At 66.8% G+C, this 18,890-nt stretch carries 12 protein-coding genes; 7 read left to right on the top strand and 5 right to left on the bottom strand.

Annotation, left to right across the window (positions count from 1 at the left end):
• The first annotated feature begins 180 nt into the window (after nucleotides 1-180).
• From GCN78_RS15020 to fdhD, 4 genes are all read left to right on the top strand, one after another.
• The gene (locus tag GCN78_RS15020; RefSeq protein WP_152252406.1) at nucleotides 181-1,263 is read left to right on the top strand and encodes a calcium:cation antiporter; all 1,083 of its coding nucleotides are present in this window, start codon (nucleotides 181-183) and stop codon (nucleotides 1,261-1,263) included.
• Nucleotides 1,264-1,426: 163 nt separating this feature from the next.
• Nucleotides 1,427-2,884 carry a Ppx/GppA phosphatase family protein gene (locus tag GCN78_RS15015; RefSeq protein ID WP_152252547.1) on the top strand — a complete coding sequence of 486 codons (1,458 nt, stop codon included), beginning with the start codon at nucleotides 1,427-1,429 and terminating at the stop codon, nucleotides 2,882-2,884.
• A gap of 94 nt (nucleotides 2,885-2,978) precedes the next feature.
• Nucleotides 2,979-3,650, top strand: a complete 672-nt coding sequence (locus GCN78_RS15010) for a hypothetical protein (protein ID WP_152252405.1) — start codon at nucleotides 2,979-2,981, stop codon at nucleotides 3,648-3,650.
• 68 nt (nucleotides 3,651-3,718) lie between these two features.
• Nucleotides 3,719-4,546 carry a formate dehydrogenase accessory sulfurtransferase FdhD gene (gene fdhD, locus GCN78_RS15005; protein WP_152252404.1) on the top strand — a complete coding sequence of 276 codons (828 nt, stop codon included), beginning with the start codon at nucleotides 3,719-3,721 and terminating at the stop codon, nucleotides 4,544-4,546.
• Here fdhD and GCN78_RS15000 read toward each other — a convergent pair.
• Nucleotides 4,522-6,846: an FdhF/YdeP family oxidoreductase gene (locus GCN78_RS15000; RefSeq protein WP_152252403.1), complete on the bottom strand. Its 2,325-nt coding sequence runs from the start codon at nucleotides 6,844-6,846 to the stop codon at nucleotides 4,522-4,524. The genes fdhD and GCN78_RS15000 overlap by 25 nt on opposite strands.
• A 144-nt stretch (nucleotides 6,847-6,990) precedes the next feature.
• On the opposite strand from GCN78_RS15000, the gene GCN78_RS14995 reads away from it, so the two are divergent.
• Nucleotides 6,991-7,752, top strand: coding sequence for a GNAT family N-acetyltransferase (locus GCN78_RS14995; RefSeq protein ID WP_046683713.1), 762 nt, complete (start codon nucleotides 6,991-6,993; stop codon nucleotides 7,750-7,752).
• Here the strand turns inward: GCN78_RS14995 and GCN78_RS14990 are convergent.
• From GCN78_RS14990 to GCN78_RS14980, 3 genes are all read right to left on the bottom strand, one after another.
• A complete protein-coding gene (locus GCN78_RS14990) occupies nucleotides 7,685-13,147 on the bottom strand; it encodes a CHAT domain-containing protein (protein ID WP_152252402.1) in 5,463 nt (1,820 codons plus the stop codon). The genes GCN78_RS14995 and GCN78_RS14990 overlap by 68 nt on opposite strands.
• A 289-nt stretch (nucleotides 13,148-13,436) precedes the next feature.
• Nucleotides 13,437-13,724 (bottom strand): hypothetical protein, encoded by a 288-nt coding sequence (locus tag GCN78_RS14985; RefSeq protein ID WP_152252401.1) that lies wholly within the window; start codon nucleotides 13,722-13,724, stop codon nucleotides 13,437-13,439.
• A 180-nt stretch (nucleotides 13,725-13,904) separates the two neighbouring features.
• The gene (locus GCN78_RS14980; protein ID WP_034757401.1) at nucleotides 13,905-14,597 is read right to left on the bottom strand and encodes an ABC transporter ATP-binding protein; all 693 of its coding nucleotides are present in this window, start codon (nucleotides 14,595-14,597) and stop codon (nucleotides 13,905-13,907) included.
• A 322-nt stretch (nucleotides 14,598-14,919) separates the two neighbouring features.
• Here GCN78_RS14980 and egtD point away from each other — a divergent pair, with 322 nt between their 5' ends.
• Nucleotides 14,920-15,912 carry an L-histidine N(alpha)-methyltransferase gene (gene egtD / locus GCN78_RS14975; RefSeq protein ID WP_152252400.1) on the top strand — a complete coding sequence of 331 codons (993 nt, stop codon included), beginning with the start codon at nucleotides 14,920-14,922 and terminating at the stop codon, nucleotides 15,910-15,912.
• 9 nt (nucleotides 15,913-15,921) lie between these two features.
• Complete coding sequence (egtB, locus tag GCN78_RS14970; protein WP_152252399.1) at nucleotides 15,922-17,160, top strand: ergothioneine biosynthesis protein EgtB; 1,239 nt, start codon at nucleotides 15,922-15,924, stop codon at nucleotides 17,158-17,160.
• A gap of 5 nt (nucleotides 17,161-17,165) precedes the next feature.
• Here egtB and GCN78_RS14965 read toward each other — a convergent pair whose 3' ends face one another.
• On the bottom strand, nucleotides 17,166-18,770 hold the full coding sequence (locus GCN78_RS14965) for a methyl-accepting chemotaxis protein (RefSeq protein WP_193316748.1): 1,605 nt from the start codon (nucleotides 18,768-18,770) through the stop codon (nucleotides 17,166-17,168).
• Nucleotides 18,771-18,890: the final 120 nt, after the last annotated feature.

Genomic DNA, 18,890 nt, shown 5'->3' with positions numbered 1-18,890 from the left:
TAAACAGGTGCATTGCAGCAAGGCGCTCGAACGGTGAGCAAGGCGCGGGGCGCCGCCAGTCGAACGTGTGCATTCCCTAACTTTCATTTAAGCAAAGCAAGTTATGCTATGCAGCGCACGCCAGGCTGCCCTGTGCCGTCCGCACCGCAGTTCCTCTTTCTTACTCTTGCCAGGCTCATAATGAAAATGCTCAAATCCCTGCCTGTATGGCCGCTTGCCGCCCCGCTTGCCGGCTGGCTGTTCCTGTTCGGTTCCACCTTCAATCTCGGCGGCACCTACCAGATCCTGCTGGTGGCTGGCCTGATCGGCAGCGTGCTGGCCGCCGTGTACCACGCGGAAGTGGTGGCGCACCGCATCGGCGAACCGTACGGCACCCTGGTGCTGGCACTGGCCGTGACCCTGATCGAGGTGGCATTGATCGTCTCGCTGATGCTGGCCGGCGGACCGGAAACGACGGGCCTGGCGCGCGACACCGTGTTTGCCGCCATCATGATCATCTTGAACGGCATCGTCGGCATTTGCCTGCTGCTGGGCGCCGGGCGCCACCGCGAGCAGACCTTCGGCCTGCTGGGCGTGAGCGCTTCGCTGGCCACCCTGGCGGCCATCGCCATCCTGACCCTGGTGCTGCCGAACTACACCTCGAGCGCCGCCGGCCCCTTCTACAATTCCAGCCAGCTGATCTTCATCGCCGTGATCTCGCTGGTCCTGTACGGCACCTTCGTGCTGGTACAGACGGTGCGCCACCGCGACTACTTCCTGCCCAAGGAAGCCGTCGGCGACGAAGAGGTGCATGCGGCGCCGCCCACGCCCACCGTCGCCTGGGTCAGCGCCGGCGCGCTGCTGGTATGCCTGGGCGCCGTGGTGCTGCTGGCCAAGTCCCTGGCGCCCGCGCTGGAGACGGCGATTGCCGCCATGGGCGCGCCGAAAACCCTGGTCGGCATCGTCATCGCCGCCATCGTGCTGCTGCCCGAAGGCCTGGCCGCCGTGCGCGCCGCGCGCGCCAACCGTTTGCAAACGAGCCTGAACCTGGCGCTCGGCTCCGCGCTGGCCAGCATCGGCCTGACGATTCCCGCCGTGGTGGTGGTGTCGCTGGCCACGGGCCTGACGATCACGTTGGGACTCGACATCAAGTCGACGGTGCTGTTGCTGCTGTCGCTGATGGTGGCCACCCTGTCGCTGGGCACGGGCCGCACCACGGTCATGCAGGGCACGGTGCACCTGGTGATTTTCGCCGTGTATCTGTTTACCACCATCGTGCCGTAAGCGTCCCTCCGCGCGACTTCTTGTCACAATCCTGTCACGCCGCTGTCATACGATGGGGGTAGTGTGGTAGGATTTTTAAATCGTTTAAATGATTTATATAGTTTAGCAACTGAATTTGCCAACTTTTTCAGTTGGCACAGTAATGACAAGACAAGAGGCCAGTATGTATGCAGCGGTGGACCTGGGGTCCAACAGTTTTCGTTTACACGTCGGCAAGCATGATGGCGACACGATCCGCGTGGTCAAGAGCGTGCGCGACCCGATACGCCTGGCCGCCGGCCTGGACGCCAATGGCGACCTGACCGAGGCGGCCATGCAGGGCGCGCTGGCCTGCCTGCAGCGCTTTCGCACCATCCTCGCCGGCTTCGAACTTGATGCCGTGCGCGTGGTGGCCACGTCGGCCATGCGCGTGGCGCGCAACGGCGCCGTCTTCCTGCCGCTGGCCGAGCAAGCCATCGGCTACCCGATCGAGATCATCTCGGGCGAGGAAGAGGGGCGCTTGATCTACATGGGCGTGGCCAATGCGCTGGCCATTCCCGGCGAACGCCGGCTGGTGATGGATATCGGCGGCGGTTCGACCGAACTGATACTGGGACGCGGCAACGACATCGAACGCGTCGAGTCCTTCAGCCTGGGCACCGTCAAGCAAAGCCTGTCGTTCTTCATGGGCGGGCGCATCGACGCGCCGTCGTTCGAGGCGGCCATCCTGTCGGCGCGCAGCCATTTCGAGGATGGCGCGCCGCCGTTCGGTCCGCAGCACTGGAAGACGGCGTATGGCTCTTCCGGCACCATCCGCACGATCGCCGACATCATCGCCCGCAACAAGCTTGGCGACGGCTTGCTCACCAGCGTCAGCCTCGATGCGCTGGCGCGCCGCTTCATCGAACTCGGTCACACCAGCCGCATCGACATGCCCGGCTTGCGCCCCGACCGCGCCAGCACCATCGTCGGCGGCCTGGCCATCTTGATCGGCCTGTTCCGCGAACTGGCCATTCCCGCCATGACGCCGATCGAGGCGGGCTTGCGCATGGGCGTGATGTGGGATCTGTACCTGCGCTCGACCAAGCGCGACCGCCGCGAACAGTCGGTGCAGGGCTGCATGAACAAATTCCATATCGACCAGCAGCGCGCCGGCCGCGTAGCCGAGCAGGCGCTGGCCATGTACGCGCAGCTCAAGCCCACCTCCGACGCCCTGGTGAAATGCCTGCGCTGGAGCAGCCTGCTGCACGAAGTGGGCCTGGCCGTGTCGCAGACGGGCTACCACAAGCACGCCTCCTACATCGTGGAAAACGCGGACTTGCCCGGCTTTACCACGCGCGAACAGAAGACCATGAGCCGGCTGATCCTGGCGCAGAAGGGCAACTTGCGCAAGATCGGCGAAGTGCTGTCCGACCCCGATTTCGCCAAGGCCGTGCTGGCGCTGCGGCTGTCGATTTTGCTCATGCATGCGCGCATCGAGGCTGATTTCAGCGAGCTGCGCCTGCGCATGAAGAGCCGCATCGAGCTCGATATCAAGCGCGGCTGGGTGGCGCATCATCCCACCGTGTCGTTCTGGATCGAGAAGGAGCAGGAATTCTGGGATGAGGTCGGGGTCGATTTCACCATCCGCGCCAGCGCGTGAGGAGGGGACAATATTGATGCAATTTGATGTGCAGCAAGCAAGGTTTTAAAAAACCGTATATATTGTTTATATTATTTATTAGATTGGAAAATCCATGACCAAACCCGTTCCAGCGAAAAAAGCCGACAGCGCGTCCGTATCGATGTTCCCCACCAGCGCCTCGATCCATGCCGCAGCGGCCAAGGCCGCACCGGCCGCCAAGCCTGCCGCCAAGCCGGTGGCGAAAGCCGCCGCCAAGCCTGTGGCCGCGAAGCCCGCCGCTGCGAAGCCAGCGGCAGCCAAGCCAGTCGCCGCCAAGCCTGCCGCTGCCAAGGCGCCCGTCGCCAAGCCTGCGGCCAAGGCCGTCGTGGCCAAGCCAGCTGCCAAGCCTGCCGCCAAGGCGGTCGCCAAGGCGGGAGTGAAAGCCGTTGCCAAGCCGGCGCCCAAGGTTGCCGCGAAGCCCGCCGCGAAAGCCGCCGTCAAACCGGTAGCCAAGGCGGCCGCCAAGCCGGCGCCAGCGAAGAAAGCGCCGGTCGCCAAAGCCGCCGCCGTGAAGGAAAAGGCCCGCAAGCCGAAACTGGTGCGCGACAGCTTCACCATGCCGGAAGCGGAATACGAAGTCCTGGGCCAGGTGAAAAAAGCCTGCCTGAAAGCCGGCTTCGAGGTCAAGAAAAGCGAATTGCTGCGCATCGGCGTGGCGCTGATCAGCCAGATCGACCTGGCCACGCTGCAAAACGTGCTGGCCGGCTTGCCGCAGCTGAAAACGGGCCGTCCGAAGAAGGATTGATGGCGCGGGCAGGGGCCGCCCCCTGCCTGGCCATTCTGGTTTACCATGGGGCCTGTGATAGTTCCCCCATGGTTGCCATGTCAGAAGAAACCCCTGTTGAGCGCGCCGGATTCGTCGAGCGCGCCATCGTCCGCCACCAGGCGGGCATCTCTATCCCAGCCACCGACCACGTCGCCGAGGAAATCCCCGTTGCGCTGGTCTTCAATGGCATTTCCCACGTCGTCATGATGGCCACCCCGCGCGACCTGGAAGCGTTCGCCTACGGCTTCGCGCTGACGGAAGGCGTGGTGGCATCGGCTGCCGCCATCTTCGACTGCGAAGTGTTCCTGCGACCTGATTCCGCCGAAGTGGCCTTGAGCATCGCGCAGGAAGACTTCGTGCGCCTGAAGGACCGGCGTCGCCAGCTGACGGGCCGCACCGGCTGCGGCGTGTGCGGCATCGACAGCATCGACATGCTCGACTTGCGGCCCGCCGCGCTGCCGCCGGCGCTGATCCGCGTCGACCTGCCGGCCGCGCTGGCACGCGCATCAAGCGGCCTGCGCGAACACCAGGCGCTGATGCGGGAAACGGGCGGCGTGCATGCGGCCGCGTGGTGCACGGCCGACGGCGATATCGTGCACGTCTTCGAGGATGTCGGCCGGCACAATGGCCTGGATAAACTGATCGGCCATTTGGCACTGAGCGGGGCGGACATGCGGCGCGGCTTCGTCTTCCTGTCCAGCCGCGGCAGCTACGAGCTGGCGCGCAAGGCGGCGCGCATGCAGATTCCCCTGCTGGCGACGATTTCCGCCCCCAGTTCGCTGGCCATTTCCATCGCCACGCAGGCGGGCATGAAGCTGGTGGGCTTCTGCCGCCAGGATGCGTACGTCGATTACACGCCCGGCATCGCCTTGTAGTTTTCGCTGCGTTCCAGCAGCACGGGGACGGACTTCGACGTCGGCGTGCCGGCGCCGTCGGCCGTGCTGGCCAGCGGCACCAGCGCGTTCGTCTCCGGGTAATACGCGCCCAGGCAGCCGCGCGGGATGTCGTAGGCGACGAGACGGAAGCCATCGGCGCGGCGCGCCACGCCGTCGTCCCAGGCGCCTATCATATCGACCATGTCTCCATCCTTAAAACCCAGCATGGCGATATCGGCCGCATTGGCGAAGACGACCTTGCGCGTGCCGTACACGCCCCGGTAGCGGTCATCCATGCCGTAGATGGTGGTGTTGTACTGGTCGTGCGAGCGGGTGCTCATCAAGACCATCAGGCGCTCGCCGTGGCGCTTGCGGGCGCGGTGCAGCGGCGTGTCGAGGTCCAGCGGGGCGACGAGGAAGCTGGCCTTGCCGCTGGCCGTCTTCCACACGCGCTCGCGCGAGGCCACCGTCAGATGAAAACCGCCCGGCTGCGCCACCCTGGCGTTGTAGTCGTAAAAATCGTCGAATACCTTTTCGATATCGTCGCGGATGCGCGCATAGTCGGCCGCGTACGCGCGCCAGTTCACCAGATTGCTGCCCACCGCCGCTTCGGCCATGCCGGCCACGATGGCCACTTCCGAGCGCAGCTGCGGCGAAGCGGGCGCATTGCGGCCGTACGAGATATGCACCATGCTCATCGAGTCTTCCACCGTCACGCCCTGCGCCACGCCGCCCTGCAGATCGATCTCCGTGCGCCCCAGCGTGGGCAGCAGCAGGGCTTCCTTGCCGATGACCAGGTGGCTGCGATTGAGCTTGGTCGCCACCTGCACCGTCAGCGCGCACTGGCGCAGCGCGGCAAAGGTCAGCGGCGTATCGGGCGTGGCGGCGGCGAAATTGCCGCCCAGCGCGATGAACACCTTGACGTCGCCGCGCCGCATGGCGTCGATGGTGGCCACCACGTCGTGGCCGTGCGCGCGCGGCGGAGTAAAACCGTACACCTGGCCCAGGCGGTCGAGGAAGGCGCTGGTCGGCTTTTCCTCGATGCCCACCGTGCGGTCGCCCTGCACGTTGGAGTGGCCGCGCACGGGGCACAGGCCCGCGCCGGGCTTGCCGATCTGGCCGCGCAGCATCATCAGGTTCGACAGCATGCGGATGGCCGCCACGCCGTGCTTGTGCTGCGTCAGGCCCATGCCCCAGGTGGCGATGATGCGCTGGCCCTTGACGACAATGTCCGTCAAGGCCTCGATCTGCGCGCGCGCCACGCCCGATTCCGCCACGAGCAGTTGCCAATCCTCCGCGCGCAGGTCGTCGCGGAAGGCGTCGAAGCCGCTGCAGTGTTCAAGAATGAAGGCGTGGTCGATGACGGCGGGCCCGCCTGCCGCCTGCGCCGCGTCGTCATGCTCGACGACGCGCTTGGCGACGGCCTTGATCAGGGCGAAGTCGCCGCCCAGGGTGGGCTGGACGAACAGACCGGCCAGGCGCGTGCTGCCCAGGGTCGCCATTTCCAGCGCGCTTTGCGGGTCCGTGAAGCGCTGCAAGCCCCGTTCGCGCAGGGGATTGATGGAGACGATGCTGCCGCCGCGGCGCGCGCAGTCGCGCAGTTCGCCCAGCATGCGCGGGTGGTTGGTGGCGGGATTCTGGCCGAAGATGAGGATGGTGTCGGCCAGTTCGAAGTCGGCCAGGGTCACCGTGCCCTTGCCGATGCCCACGGTGGCCGGCAAGCCGCGGCTGGTCGCCTCGTGGCACATGTTGGAGCAGTCGGGGAAGTTGTTGGTGCCGTACAGGCGCGCCATCAACTGGTACAAAAAGGCGGCCTCGTTGCTGGCCCGTCCCGACGTGTAGAAGGCGGCCTGGTTCGGGTCGGGCAGGGCGCGCAGGTGGCGGCCCACGAGGGCGTAGGCGTCTTCCCAGGCGATCGGCACATAGCGGTCGCTGGCGGCGTCGTACACCATCGGTTCGGTCAGGCGGCCGTGCTGCTCGAGCGCGTAGTCCGACTGTTCCAGCAGCTGCGTGACGGTATGGCTGGCAAACAGTTCCGGGCCGGCGCGGCGGCTGGTCGCTTCGGCGGCGACGGCCTTGGCGCCGTTTTCGCAAAAGGCGAACGTGGAAGCGTGGTCGCGGTCGGGCCAGGCGCAGCCGGGACAGTCGAAGCCGTCCGGCTGGTTTTGCGCCAGCAGCGCTTTCAGGTTGCCGGGCGCGACCCGCTCCTGGCGCAGGCTGATGGCCACGTGTTTCAAGGCGTCCCAGCCGGCTGCCGGCTTGGTGTAGGGCGTGATGTGCGGTGCATCCTGGTCTTTCATGGGCTCTTTCGGCTGGGCGGGTGTGGTAATTATGCACGATCCCCGCAGGGCATTGACTTGCGTCACGGAAATGACATTCGGCTGTCATTTTCCTGACATATTAGGCAAGTACGCTGGAGTCGTCTTGATCACAGGGATGAAACCATGCAAAACATAATCGCATCAAACGAAGCCAAGGCGCGGCCGGTCCAACTGGTGCTGAGCCAGGCCACTACCGCGGCGGAATTGCGCGAAGTCCAGCGTTTGCGTTACAAGGTGTTTATCGAGACCATGGGCCTGACGTCGCTGGCCAACGCCGATGGCCTCGACAGCGATGAATTCGACGCGCACTGCGATCACCTGATCGTGCGCGATGCCGACACCCTGAAAGTGGTGGGCACCTACCGCGTGCTGAGCGCGGCCAAGGCGGCCAAGATCGGCCGGCTGTATTCGGAAAACGAGTTCGACCTGAGCCGCCTGAAGAACCTGCGCGGCCGCATGGTCGAAGCGGGCCGCGCCTGCATCCACCCGAAATACCGGGGCGGCAGCGTGATCATGCTGCTGTGGTCCGGCCTGGCCGAATACATGCGCCGCGAGCGCTGCGACTACCTGGTCGGCTGCGCCAGCATCAGCCTGGCCGATGGCGGCCATAACGCCGTCGCCGTGTACCAGGCGCTGGCCGAAAAGCACATGGCCCCAAGCGAGTACCGCGTCACGCCGCACCTGCCTTTCCCCATCCATCAGGTGGAAGCGGCGCACAAGCCGCAGGTGCCGCCGCTGATCAAGGGCTACCTGCGTTCGGGCGCCTGGATTTGCGGCGAACCGGCGTGGGATCCTGATTTCGAAAGCGCCGACATGTTCATGATGATGCCGCTGGCGAATCTGGACGAGCGCTATGCGCGCCATTATGGCGTGGTGCCTGGCTAAGGGCGGGAAGCGAGGACTGCAGCTGGCTGGCCAGCGCCTGCACGGCGCTGCGCAAGCCGGTGTCCCGGCTGTCGCGCGGCAGCAGTTCGAGCAGGAAGCGCAGCGGCGCCGTGATCGCCTCGGGTTCGCCGATGCTGCCGTGGCGCCGCACGGCGTCGTGGTACAGGGCCAGGAAGGCGGCGCGCGCGGGCGTGTCGAAGGGCTGGCCGTCCGGCACCTGCCACAGGGCCGCGAGCAGGGCGGCGCGCACGGGGGCGCCGGCGTCGATGGCGCGGTGTTCGTCCGCGTGACGCTGGCGCGCATAGGCGATGGCGTCGTGCAGCAAGTCGCCCAGCTGCGCATCGAGCGCACCCCAGGGGCCGCTGTCGCCATGGGCTTTCAATAGCAGGGCGCCCGCCAGCACCTGGAAAATCAGGTCGCAGTCGGCCACGCCGCTGCGCCGCCGCGCTTCTTCCAGCGCGGCCAGGCAGGCGTCCGTCATGGCGCGCAGGGCTGGCGCGCCGGAATGTCCTGCGCCGCAGGCCAGGCGCGCCTGCAAGGCCCAGTAGCGTCCCAGCAAGGCCAGGCGCTGCGCCGTGGGCGCCAGCGCCACCAGCAGGTCGATGTGCTGTTTTCCATCCTGCAGCAACTGCCGTCCCTGCGCCGGGTCCGGCGCGGCCGGCACCTCGATGCCGGCGCCCGCATCGAGGCCGCACAGGGCCGCGCCCTGGCGTATCTCCAGTTCCGCCCAGTGCGCCAGCGCGCGCAAGCCCACCTTGCCGTCGGCCGCGCTGTGCGCTGCCCGGTAATGTTCGATGGCGCGCAGTGTGTTGTCCAGGCCACCGAGGCCGGCCCGCGTGGCGGCCATGTTTTCGCGGATGTCGGCGCAGCCGAAGAAGCGCGCGCGCACGGCTTCCTCGATGCTGCCCAGTTTTTCCTCGATGGCGGCGCGGCGCGCAGGATCGGCGCCCGCCAGGCACGCGTGCAGGGTTTCCAGGTCGGCCCGCAGGTGGCCGTGGTAGTGGTAGTCGGGCGCTTGCCAGGGCCGGCTTTGCGTGTTCGGAAAACGGTAGCGGTCGTCGCCATACGCCTGGTAGGCGCCCCAGGTGTTCGAGGCCGGGAACTGCAGATACGCCGCCTCGCGCGCCTGGCGCACGGCGTCGCCGAAGTATTCGCCGCTCAGCATGGCGTGATAAAAGCTGTGCGCGAAGATGCTGGCGGCCTGGTCGTCGATGCGCCAGCCGGCCGCGATCACCGCCTGCGAACCCATTTCAATGAAGGCCGTGGCCAGGCTGGCGGCCAGTTTCGACCACGGCGCGACGGCGTCCGGGCGCATGTCGCCCAGGTGGCAGCAATTGATGAAGACGAATTGCGGCACGCGTTTGAGCTTGCCCACCTGCGCCGCCGTCAGCCGCGTCTTCGGTCCCAGCACCAGGCCCGTGTGGGCGATGCCGGGTCCCGCCACTTCACCGTGGCCGGCCAGGTGGATGGCGAAATAGCGCTCGTCGAACAGGTGCACGAGCACGCGTTGGGCCTGCGGGCGCAGCAGCTCGCGCACCTGGTAGCCGTGCGCTCCGAACATGCGCGCCACGTCCTGCGCCTCGGCTTGCGCGGCGGGCAGCTCGGGCAGGCCGGAATCGGTGTCGCCGATCACCAGCACGCTGTTGCTGGGCGGGCTGACGGCCGATGGCTGCTCGCGCAGGCTGGCCAGCTGGCGCACCATGCCGATGCGCGTCGACAGCGGGCTTTCCTCGCTGCCCGCCTCGTCGCGCATCAGTTCCCACGGATAGATGGCGGCGCTCTGGTCGACGGCCAGGATCAGGCCGCGCATCTCGGGGATGGCCGCCTTCAGGCCATTGGGCAGCATCAGTTCGTACAGGGCGCGTGACAGGCCCGGCTGGTCGGTGGTGTTGTCGGTGGCGTCCATGATCAGGCCATCGACGGCTTGCCGCTGGTTCGGCTCCTCGTCGACGCTGTTGTGGGCGCGGTCCGTCAGCACGGTGAAGCGCAGGGCGCCGGAGAGATCCGCGGCGACGATCTGCACGCGGCGCCAGCCATTGTCGCCGCTCAGGCTGGGCAGGATGCGCCGGTAGCCCCCCGGGCTGTGGCGGATGCGCCGCTCGAACGTGAAGCTGCCCTGGTAGCGCGCTTCGGCCATGATCTGCTCGATGGCCACGGCGGCGGCGATGGCGCGCGCCTCGGACTGTTCGTAGATGGCGATATGGCCGATGCGGCACGCCATGCCCGCGTCTTCCAGGCGCCGGTTGGCGCTGCGCGCGCCGTCGATCAGCGCCCGCGCGCACAGGGCGATGCTCAAGCCGCCGTAGCCGGAACCGGACAGCAGGCTGGCCACGCGCAAGCCGTGTTCGCCCATCGGCGGCGCGGCCACGTGGCCGGCGGCGCGCACCTGCAGGCAGACGCACGCGTATTCGAGCAGGCCGCCGGCGAAGGCGCGCGCCAGTTCGCCCGGCGTCAGCTCGCCCAGCGCGCCCAGGCCGATGACGATGGCGCCGCCGGGCCGGCGCGCCGCGTCGGGCTGCAGCACCACGAGGGCGGAATCGGGACGTTGCGGAAAGCGTCCCAGCGCGTGGATTTCCTGCAGCTTGCCCGCCAGCAGACGGTCGAGAAAACTCATGCTGCCGCGCAGCGATTCGAACGCGTAGCAGCCGCTCATGACGGGCGCGTCGGCCGAGGCCATGCTGCCGTGGATGACGGATAGGCTCAGCTGCGGCGCGCGGCTCTCCGGCGCGCTGGCGGGGCCGGCGGCGCCGATGGCCGCGTCCAGCAATTCCTGCGGCTGCGGGTACAGCGGCATGGCGTCGGGAACGCAGGGATGGAAACGGGGCGGGATGCCGCCGGGCGCGTGCGGCGGGCGCCGTGGCAGGCCCGCGCCCTGGCCGTTCTCGAGCAGCTGCGCGATGGCCGGGTAGTATTCCTTTTGCAGCAGCAGGTCGCCATGCGCCACCGGCAGGTAGCAGGCCGCCACGCTGTCCGGCACCGCGCCTTGCCAGGGCGTGCGGCCATCGCCGTCCGGCGACCAGGCCGTCTCGATGCCGCCGTCGCGCAGGCGCAGCGCCACCGGCGTGTCGGCGCAGCCGGCCAGGTAGCTGCAATGGCGGGCGTCGAGCGGCGCCGCTTCCAGCAGGGCCACGGTGGCGCGCGCCGCGGCCAGCGCCTGGGCCTCGGGCGCCTGCCAGCCGCCGGGCAGGCCCGCTTGCCCGTCACCGGCGGCCAGCTGCGCCCACGCTTCGGCGTCGAAATAATCGATGCTGCCCGGCTGCGGCCACGGCAGCATGTCCAGCACGCCGGGAAAGGCGCGCACGAAGCCGAGAAACTGGCGCCGCGTGTGCTTCCAGCCTATCCAGCAAGCCAGCATCCGCACCAGCCGGTCGCGTCCCAGCAGCACTTGCACCATCGCCTGCGTGCCGCGGTTGGCCGTGCCCACCTGCAGCAGGCGGCTGCCGGACAGGGCGCCGAAGCGTTGCCAGCGGTCTTTCAGGGCCAGGCGCGCCACCAGTCCGCCCATGCCGTGGGCAAGGATGCGCAAGGGCAGTCCGCGCTGTTCGGCGTCGTGCATGGCGTCGTCGAGCACGGGCAGGAAGGCGCCGCTGGAGTGCCGCAGCGAGAGGCGCCAGTCATAGGTAAAGGGCCGCACTTCCTGGCTTTGCGCAAGAAAGCTGGCAAACGGTTCATAGCACGACTCGATCCAGCCGGCGCTGACGATGTGCGGCTGGCCCACGGCCAGGCGTTCGATGCGTCCTTCGACCAGGTTGACGGGGTCGAACCAGATGCGGTTGCTGCCCACTTGCAGGTGGCTGCCCATGATGTCGGGCAGCAGCAGCACGATGGGCGCGTGCGCGCGCCGTTTCGGCACTTCGCCGCCGCGCGCCAGCGGGCCGTGCTCGATGCCGGGCAGGGGCTGGTAGGCGCTCTCGTTGCCGGTGAGCGCCTGCACGGCGGCCTGGCTGGACGGCGTGCGCTCGAAGTAGTTCAGGTGGTGCGTGTGCGGCCCGCGCAGCAGCAGTTGCCGCACCGGCGTGCTGCGCGTGGCGCCGCCGGCCATCGAGGCGCAATTGACCACCAGGTCGCTCTGTCCGCCGTACAGCTGGTCGTCGAGGCAGTCGCCCAGCCAGCCCAGCAGGCCATCGCCGCTGCACGCGCCGGCCAGCACGTGCAGCGGGCTGGCCACGCGCACGTCGGGCGCGTTGAGCAGCGCCACCAGGGGTGAGTCGGGCATCATCGCTTCCAGGCCCGGCAGGATGCGCGCGTCGCAGCGCTGCTGCACCACGGCCAGCAGGAAGGCCATGGCGCCATCGGGAACGCCGCCGTGGAGCAGCAGGTTGAGCATCACGCTGGCCCAGCGGTCGAGCCGGCCCGACATCAAGGTGGTGCCGCGCGCCGGGCAGGCCACGCGCACGAAGCGGGCGATGCGGATGGCGCGCGCCTTCAATTCCAGGCCCAGCTCGCGCAGGCGCGCCGCATCCGCGTCGTGGCCGCCGCGTCCGCCCAGCCGCGCCTGCGCCGTGAAGTGGTCGATATCGTGGCCGTTGAACGCTTCGCCGCCCACGGTGTTTTCGCTCAATCGCTGCAGGCCGTCGCCGGCCAGGTCGACGGCGCCGCGGCTGTCGATGCGCTGCGCCCGCGCCAGCAATTCGCCCACCAGGCCGCCGCGCGAATGACTGAGCAGGTGCAGCACGGCGCCGTGCGGCAGCTGGCGCACGAGGGCCAGCGCGTTCTCGATGGGACTGTCGCTGAGGCTGCGGTGCTCATAGCCGTAGATGCGGTTGCCGTATTGGGCCACGAGTTGCGGCGCCAGGCCATTGCGCCACAGGCCGGCAAAGCTGCGCTGGGTCGACGACGCCGTGCCGTGCAACAGCAGCAGCACCGGTTCCGGCCCGGCGGGCAGGCTGGCGACGGCCGTCATGCTGCCCGCCTCGATGCCGCAGCGGTACAGGCCCAGGCGCTGTTCCAGCTGGCGGTCCTGGAAGGCGCCCGCCGCCACCAGCGCCGTCATGGCGGCGGCGCCGCAGCGGTACACGCGCACGGCCCGCAGCATCCAGGCGCCCAGGCCGTCGCGGCTGGCGCCGGGCGGCTGGCGCGCCCCCTGCGGGCGCAGGGTCAGCCCCACTTCGATGCTGGCGGGCGCGCCGTCGCGCGCCAGCGTGGCCGGTCCCAGATAGCGTGGCAGATCCAGGCTGCCTGCCAGCAGCGAACTGCCGTCGCACAACAGCAGTTGCACCACGTCGGCCGGGCCGATGTCGAGGGCGATGCGGCAGCTGCCGATGCCGCGCGCGCCGGACAGCACATGGGTCTGGCCATGCCAGCCGGGCGCGGCGGGGCAGTCGCCGGCGCTGGCGAGCGGGTCGCGCGTGAGCGTCAGGCGCAGCACGGGCGGCGCAAGAGGATCGCTGGACATGCGGTTGAAATCACTGGTTAAAAGCTGACCTTGATGCCTGCGCGGACTATGCGTGTTGTGTCAGATCAAGTTCGAGTGGAAATGCTGGCTGGCGCGAGCGTGCGCGGTGACGGCAGGGCGGGATGGTGCGGGAGCGGGAGGGCAGAGAAACGGTCAGCATGGTTTGGGCTGGGTCTCTTCGCTATCGTGCTCGGATGTTGTGCGGTGAGCGAACTACGCGAATGGTATGGCAAAAGTTCATTGCGCCGGGGACCTGGGTGCCTGGCATGGCGTTACAACAGCGGGTATATCAATGGACTGGCGTGGCCGACAGCTCCTTCAGTTCGCGGATGGTGATGTCCGATTTTTCATGCATGCGCAATAAAATCGTTGCACCGACCGCCAGTTTGCCGTGACGAATCTTGCTGATGATGGGAGGCTGGACTTCCAGCACACGGCACAGTTCCGCATCATTTTTCAGGTTCATCTTCTCGATCAGCGTATCGAGCAGCTTGTTGGGCACAAAACTCGATGGTTCGAGCGCACGCGCCCGGTTCATCGCTTCAATCATTTCCAGCTTCTTTTGCCGAACGTTCATTTACTCCTCCTTCAGGTTATGCAAGGGACGAGACCACACTGATGCGGTCCCGGCTAAAGTTCGTCATCGCAGTACAGCTGTCTGGGTGACGTGACAACATTCGTGCTACAACATTGATAACCAGGCAAGTGTTTTCAATAATACTACGATAACAAAACTTGTGACAGATGGTCAGTTAAATTAACTGATTGTTTGATCAATTTGGTTGACGATTGTTGTATTTTGTAAGCCGCTTTTCGTCAGGATCATGGTCCGGTCCGCCATTTCGGCGGCGGCCAGCGAATGCGTGACCATGATCGCGCAACTGCCGTTGGCCTTGATTTCGGCGCGCAGCAATTGCAGGATGCTGTGCGCCGTATCCGGGTCGAGGTTGCCGGTAGGCTCATCGGCCAGCACCAGCGCCGGCTTGTGCACGAGCGCGCGGGCAATGGCCACGCGCTGCATTTCACCGCCGGACAATTGCTGCGGAAAGTCGCCGCCGCGTCCGCCCAGGCCGACGGCCTCGAGCATGCTGGCGGCACGCTCCTGGGGCAGTCCGTTGAGCAGCAGCGGCAGGGCCACGTTTTGCAGCAGGGTCAGGTGCGGCAAGACGTGGAAAGCCTGGAAGATAAAGCCCATGCGGGCGCGACGCAGCCGGGTGGCGGCGGCGTCATCGAGGCTGGACATGGCAATGCCATCCACCAGGATAGGGTGCGCTTCGGCACCCGCGTCGGGCGTATCGAGGCCGGCGATCAGGTTCAGCAAGGTCGACTTGCCCACGCCCGAGTCGCCCATGATGGCGATGAATTCCCCCGCCTTGAAACGGCAGGAAATATTGGCCAGCACGGGACGGGCGTTGGCATAGGACTTCGACAGATGGCGCAATTCGAGCATGGTGTTAACGGCTATCGTAAAGGGAGGCACGCGGGGGAGAGGGGGGCCTGGGAACTGCAAAGGGGCGCGGATTGTTTGGCCGGCAATGTGTAGTATACGACAGGCTTATGCTTTTTGCTTGGCAATACCACTTTTGTGTCGTTCCTGCCGCAGGCGGCGCGCGTCGACCTTAAGTTACCTGCCGCACGGCTGGCTTGCGCGGATTCCGCTATGATGGGAAAAAGTCATCGCTAAAGCGCCCGCAGACTGCCATGGCAGGGGCGGCGCGTCCGGTGGCCGACCGTGCAAGCCCTTCGTGAACCTTGAGAAACGACGCCAGCCCATGACCCAGCCACCCGCGCAACAGCAGTCCGATTTGTATCCCGCCGGCAACGCAGAAACGGCCAGCGCCACTCCTGCCACGATAGCCGAGATCAGCGCCGGATTGCTGGCGCGCGCGGCCTGGACCTCGCCCAAGTACCTGTACGACGCGCTGGGCTCGACACTGTTCGAAGCCATCTGCGCCTTGCCCGAATACTATCCGACGCGCACCGAGGCGGCCATCTTCGCCCGCCACGGCGCCGAGATCGCGCACGCTGTGGGGCCGGGCGGCACCCTGATCGACCTGGGCGCCGGCAATTGCGCCAAGGCCGCCAGCCTGTTCCCGCTGCTGCACCCGGCCCAGTATGTGGCCGTGGATATTTCCTATGATTTCCTCAGTGAGTCGCTGAACCGGCTGCAACAGCGTTTTCCGCACATCGAAATGACGGGCCTGGGCCTGGATTTCTCCAGCCGCCTGGACTTGCCCGACAGCGTGCGCGAGGCGCGGCGCCTGTTCTTCTATCCCGGCTCGTCGATCGGCAATTTTGCGCCTGAGCAAGCAATCGCCTTCCTGCGCCGCCTGCGCGCGAATGCGGACGGCGATGGCGGCCTGCTGATCGGTGTCGACCTGATCAAGGACGACGCCATCCTCGACGCCGCCTATGACGACGCGCTGGGCGTGACGGCCGCCTTCAACCTGAACATGCTGCGCCACGTGAACGGGCTGATCGGCGCGGACTTCGACGTGCGCGCGTGGCGCCACCACGGTTACTTCAATGCGGAAGAAAGCCGCGTCGAGATGCACCTGGAGGCGCGCAGCGAGCAAGTTGTCCATTGGAAAGGCGGCCAGCGGCGCTTCGCGAAAGGCGAGCGCATCCACACGGAAGACAGCTATAAATACACGCGCGCCACCTTCGTCGGCTTGCTGGAGCAGGCGGGCTTTTCCACCGTGCAAGTGTGGACGGACCCGCAGCAGTGGTTCGCCGTGATTTACGCACGCGTGATTCGAGACTAAAAGGCGACGATGCTGATCGATCATTACCATCAAGTGCGCCAGCATTCTCTGCTGCTGGCCGAACCCCTGTCCGACGAGGACTGCGGCGCGCAATCGATGCCGGACGCCAGTCCCGTGAAATGGCATCTCGCGCATACCACCTGGTTTTTTGAAACGTTTATTCTGGAAAGCATGGAAGCGGCGTTCGTGCCATTCCACCCGGCCTTCCGCGTGCTGTTCAATTCCTATTACAACGGCGTGGGCGAGAAGCACCCGCGCGCCCAGCGTGGCTTGCTGACGCGGCCTGGCATGGCCCAGGTGCGCGCCTACCGTGCCGACGTCGATGCGCGCATCGGCCGCCTGCTGGCAGGGGAGCTGGCGCGCGACGAGCGCGAACGGCTGACCATGCTGCTGGCGCTGGGCCTCGAACACGAGCAGCAGCACCAGGAATTGCTGTTGACGGACGTCAAGCACCTGCTGGCGCAGAGCGCCCTGTTTCCCGCTTACCTCGATAGTGCGCCGGACGGCGCGCCAGCGCCGCGGCAAGCGTCGCCCACGGCCTGGCTCGCCTTCGACGGCGGCCTGGCGCAGATCGGCCATGCGGGCGACGGTTTTTGCTTCGACAACGAATTGCCGCGCCATCCGCAATATGTGGCGCCCTTCGAACTGGCCAGCGCGCTGGTGACGAATGGCGACTATCTCGCCTTCATCGAGGCGGGCGGCTACCGCACGGCCCACCTGTGGCTGGCCGAAGGCTGGGACTGGGTGCGCAGCCAGCAATTGCAATGTCCGCTGTACTGGCAGCGCGATGCGGCGGGGCACTGGCAGGAATTCACCTTGTTTGGCTTGCGCCCGCTCGACCTGCGGGCGCCGGCCACGCATGTGTCGCTGTTCGAGGCGGATGCGTATGCGCACTGGGCTGGCGCGCGCCTGCCGACGGAAGCGGAGTGGGAGCTGGCGGCGCAAGGCGTCGCGGTGGAAACGGGCCGGCTGCATCCGGCGCTCGGTGCGCCGGGAACGGGATTGCGGCAAATGTTCGGCCACTGCTGGCAGTGGACCAGCAGCAGCTATGCGCCGTATCCGGGCTACCGCACGGCGCCCGGGGCGCTGGGCGAATACAACGGCAAGTTCATGCTGAACCAGTATGTGCTGCGCGGCTCGTCGTGCGCCACGCCGGCCGGCCATGCGCGCGCCAGCTACCGCAATTTCTTTCCGGCCGGCGCGCGCTGGCAGTTTTCCGGCATCCGCCTGGCGCGCCAGGTGGAATAGCTGAACTAGTGCAAGCGCGGAGCGGAGGTCGGCGCAGGGCGGGGCGGCGCCTTGGCGACGGCGTTCTGTTCCAGCTTGAACTGGCTGACGAGGGTTTCCAGTTCGCCCGCCTGTTCATGCATGGCCGCCGCGGCCGCGGCCGCTTCCTCGACGAGGGCCGCGTTTTGCTGCGTCGTCTGGTCCATCTGCATGATGGCGGCATTGATCTGCTCGATGCCTTCGCTCTGTTCGTGGTTGGCGACGCTGATGTCGCCGACGATGGCGCTGACCCGGCCCACGCTGGCCACCACTTCATCCATCGTGGCGCCCGCCTGGCTGACCAGCTGCGCGCCCTGACCGACGCGGGTGACGGAGTCGGCGATCAGTTCCTTGATTTCCTTGGCCGCCGCCGCCGAGCGTTGTGCCAGATTGCGCACTTCGGAGGCCACCACGGCGAAGCCACGGCCTTGCTCACCCGCACGCGCCGCCTCGACCGCCGCGTTCAGGGCGAGGATATTCGTCTGGAAGGCGATGCCGTCGATGACGGCGATGATGTCGACGATCTTGCGCGACGAGGCATTGATGGCATCCATGGTGTCGATCACTTCCGCCATGGCCGAGCCGCCGCGCTGGGCGATGGCCGACGCCGAGCGGGCCAGGCTGTCGGCCTGGCGCGCATTGTCGCTGTTGCTGCGCACGGTGCCCGTCAGTTCGATCATCGACGAGGCCGTCTCTTCCAGCGCGCTCGCTTGCGCTTCCGTGCGGGCCGACAGGTCGGCATTGCCGCTGGCGATCTGGCTCGACGCCACGGCGATCGTGCCTGTGCCGCCGCGCACTTGCCCCACCAGGGTGGCCAGGTTGGTATTCATGTCGCGCAGCGCCTGCAGCAGCTGGCCCGCTTCATCCTTGCCGTCGGCCACGATTTTAGTGCTCAGGTCGCCTGCGGCCACGGCTTGCGCCACGCGCAAGGCATACGCGATCGGCGTGGTGATCGAGCGCGTGACCCGCCAGGCAAAGAGCACGCCCAGCAGCAGGGCGGTCGTGCCCAGGCTGGCCATCAGCACATTGGCTGCGGAAATATTCTGCTGGATTTGCTGGCCGCCATGCACGACCACCTGGCGCTGGAGTTCATTCAGGCGGTTCACCGTTGTTTGCAGCCGATTCAGGGCGGGCAGGGTATCGTCGCGCACGTGCTTGGCCGCTTCCGCGCGCTGTCCCGCCACCAGCAGCTTGTCGGCCTGGCTGAACGAGACGACATAGGCCTTGCGCTGCTGCTTCAGGGTGGCCAGCAGTTCCTTGCCTTCAGGCAGCACGATCAGGCGGTCGAGCACGACCAGCGCATCGGTGATGGTGGCCTTGTTGGCGTCGATTTCGCCATGGATGGCGTTGGCGCGGGCCGGATCTTCATGGATGAACAGCTCCAGCACCAGTGCCGCGTTCGAACGGGTGGTGCTGCGGATGGTGGCGATGGCGTCGGCCTTGGCCCAGTCTTTCTCGATGATGGCTTCGCTGAGCGCGCCGATCTTGTCCAGGCGGAACAGTCCCGTTCCCACAAGCACTGCCATCAGCAGCAGCACCACGCCAAAACCGGCGCCCAGGCGCACGCCTATCTTCATGTCCGTCAATTTCATACTGATTCCCTCGGTAGCTAATAATCTGTCTCCGGTGGTCTTATTATGAAACGATTATACGGCCGGTGATACTTCTTTTGCAGCAACAATTGCCCAGCGGAAATGAAAAAGCGGCACGGC

The organism is Janthinobacterium rivuli (genome assembly GCF_009208735.1).
Lineage (GTDB): Bacteria > Pseudomonadota > Gammaproteobacteria > Burkholderiales > Burkholderiaceae_D > Janthinobacterium.
This window is presented reverse-complemented; position numbering and strand designations above follow the sequence as displayed.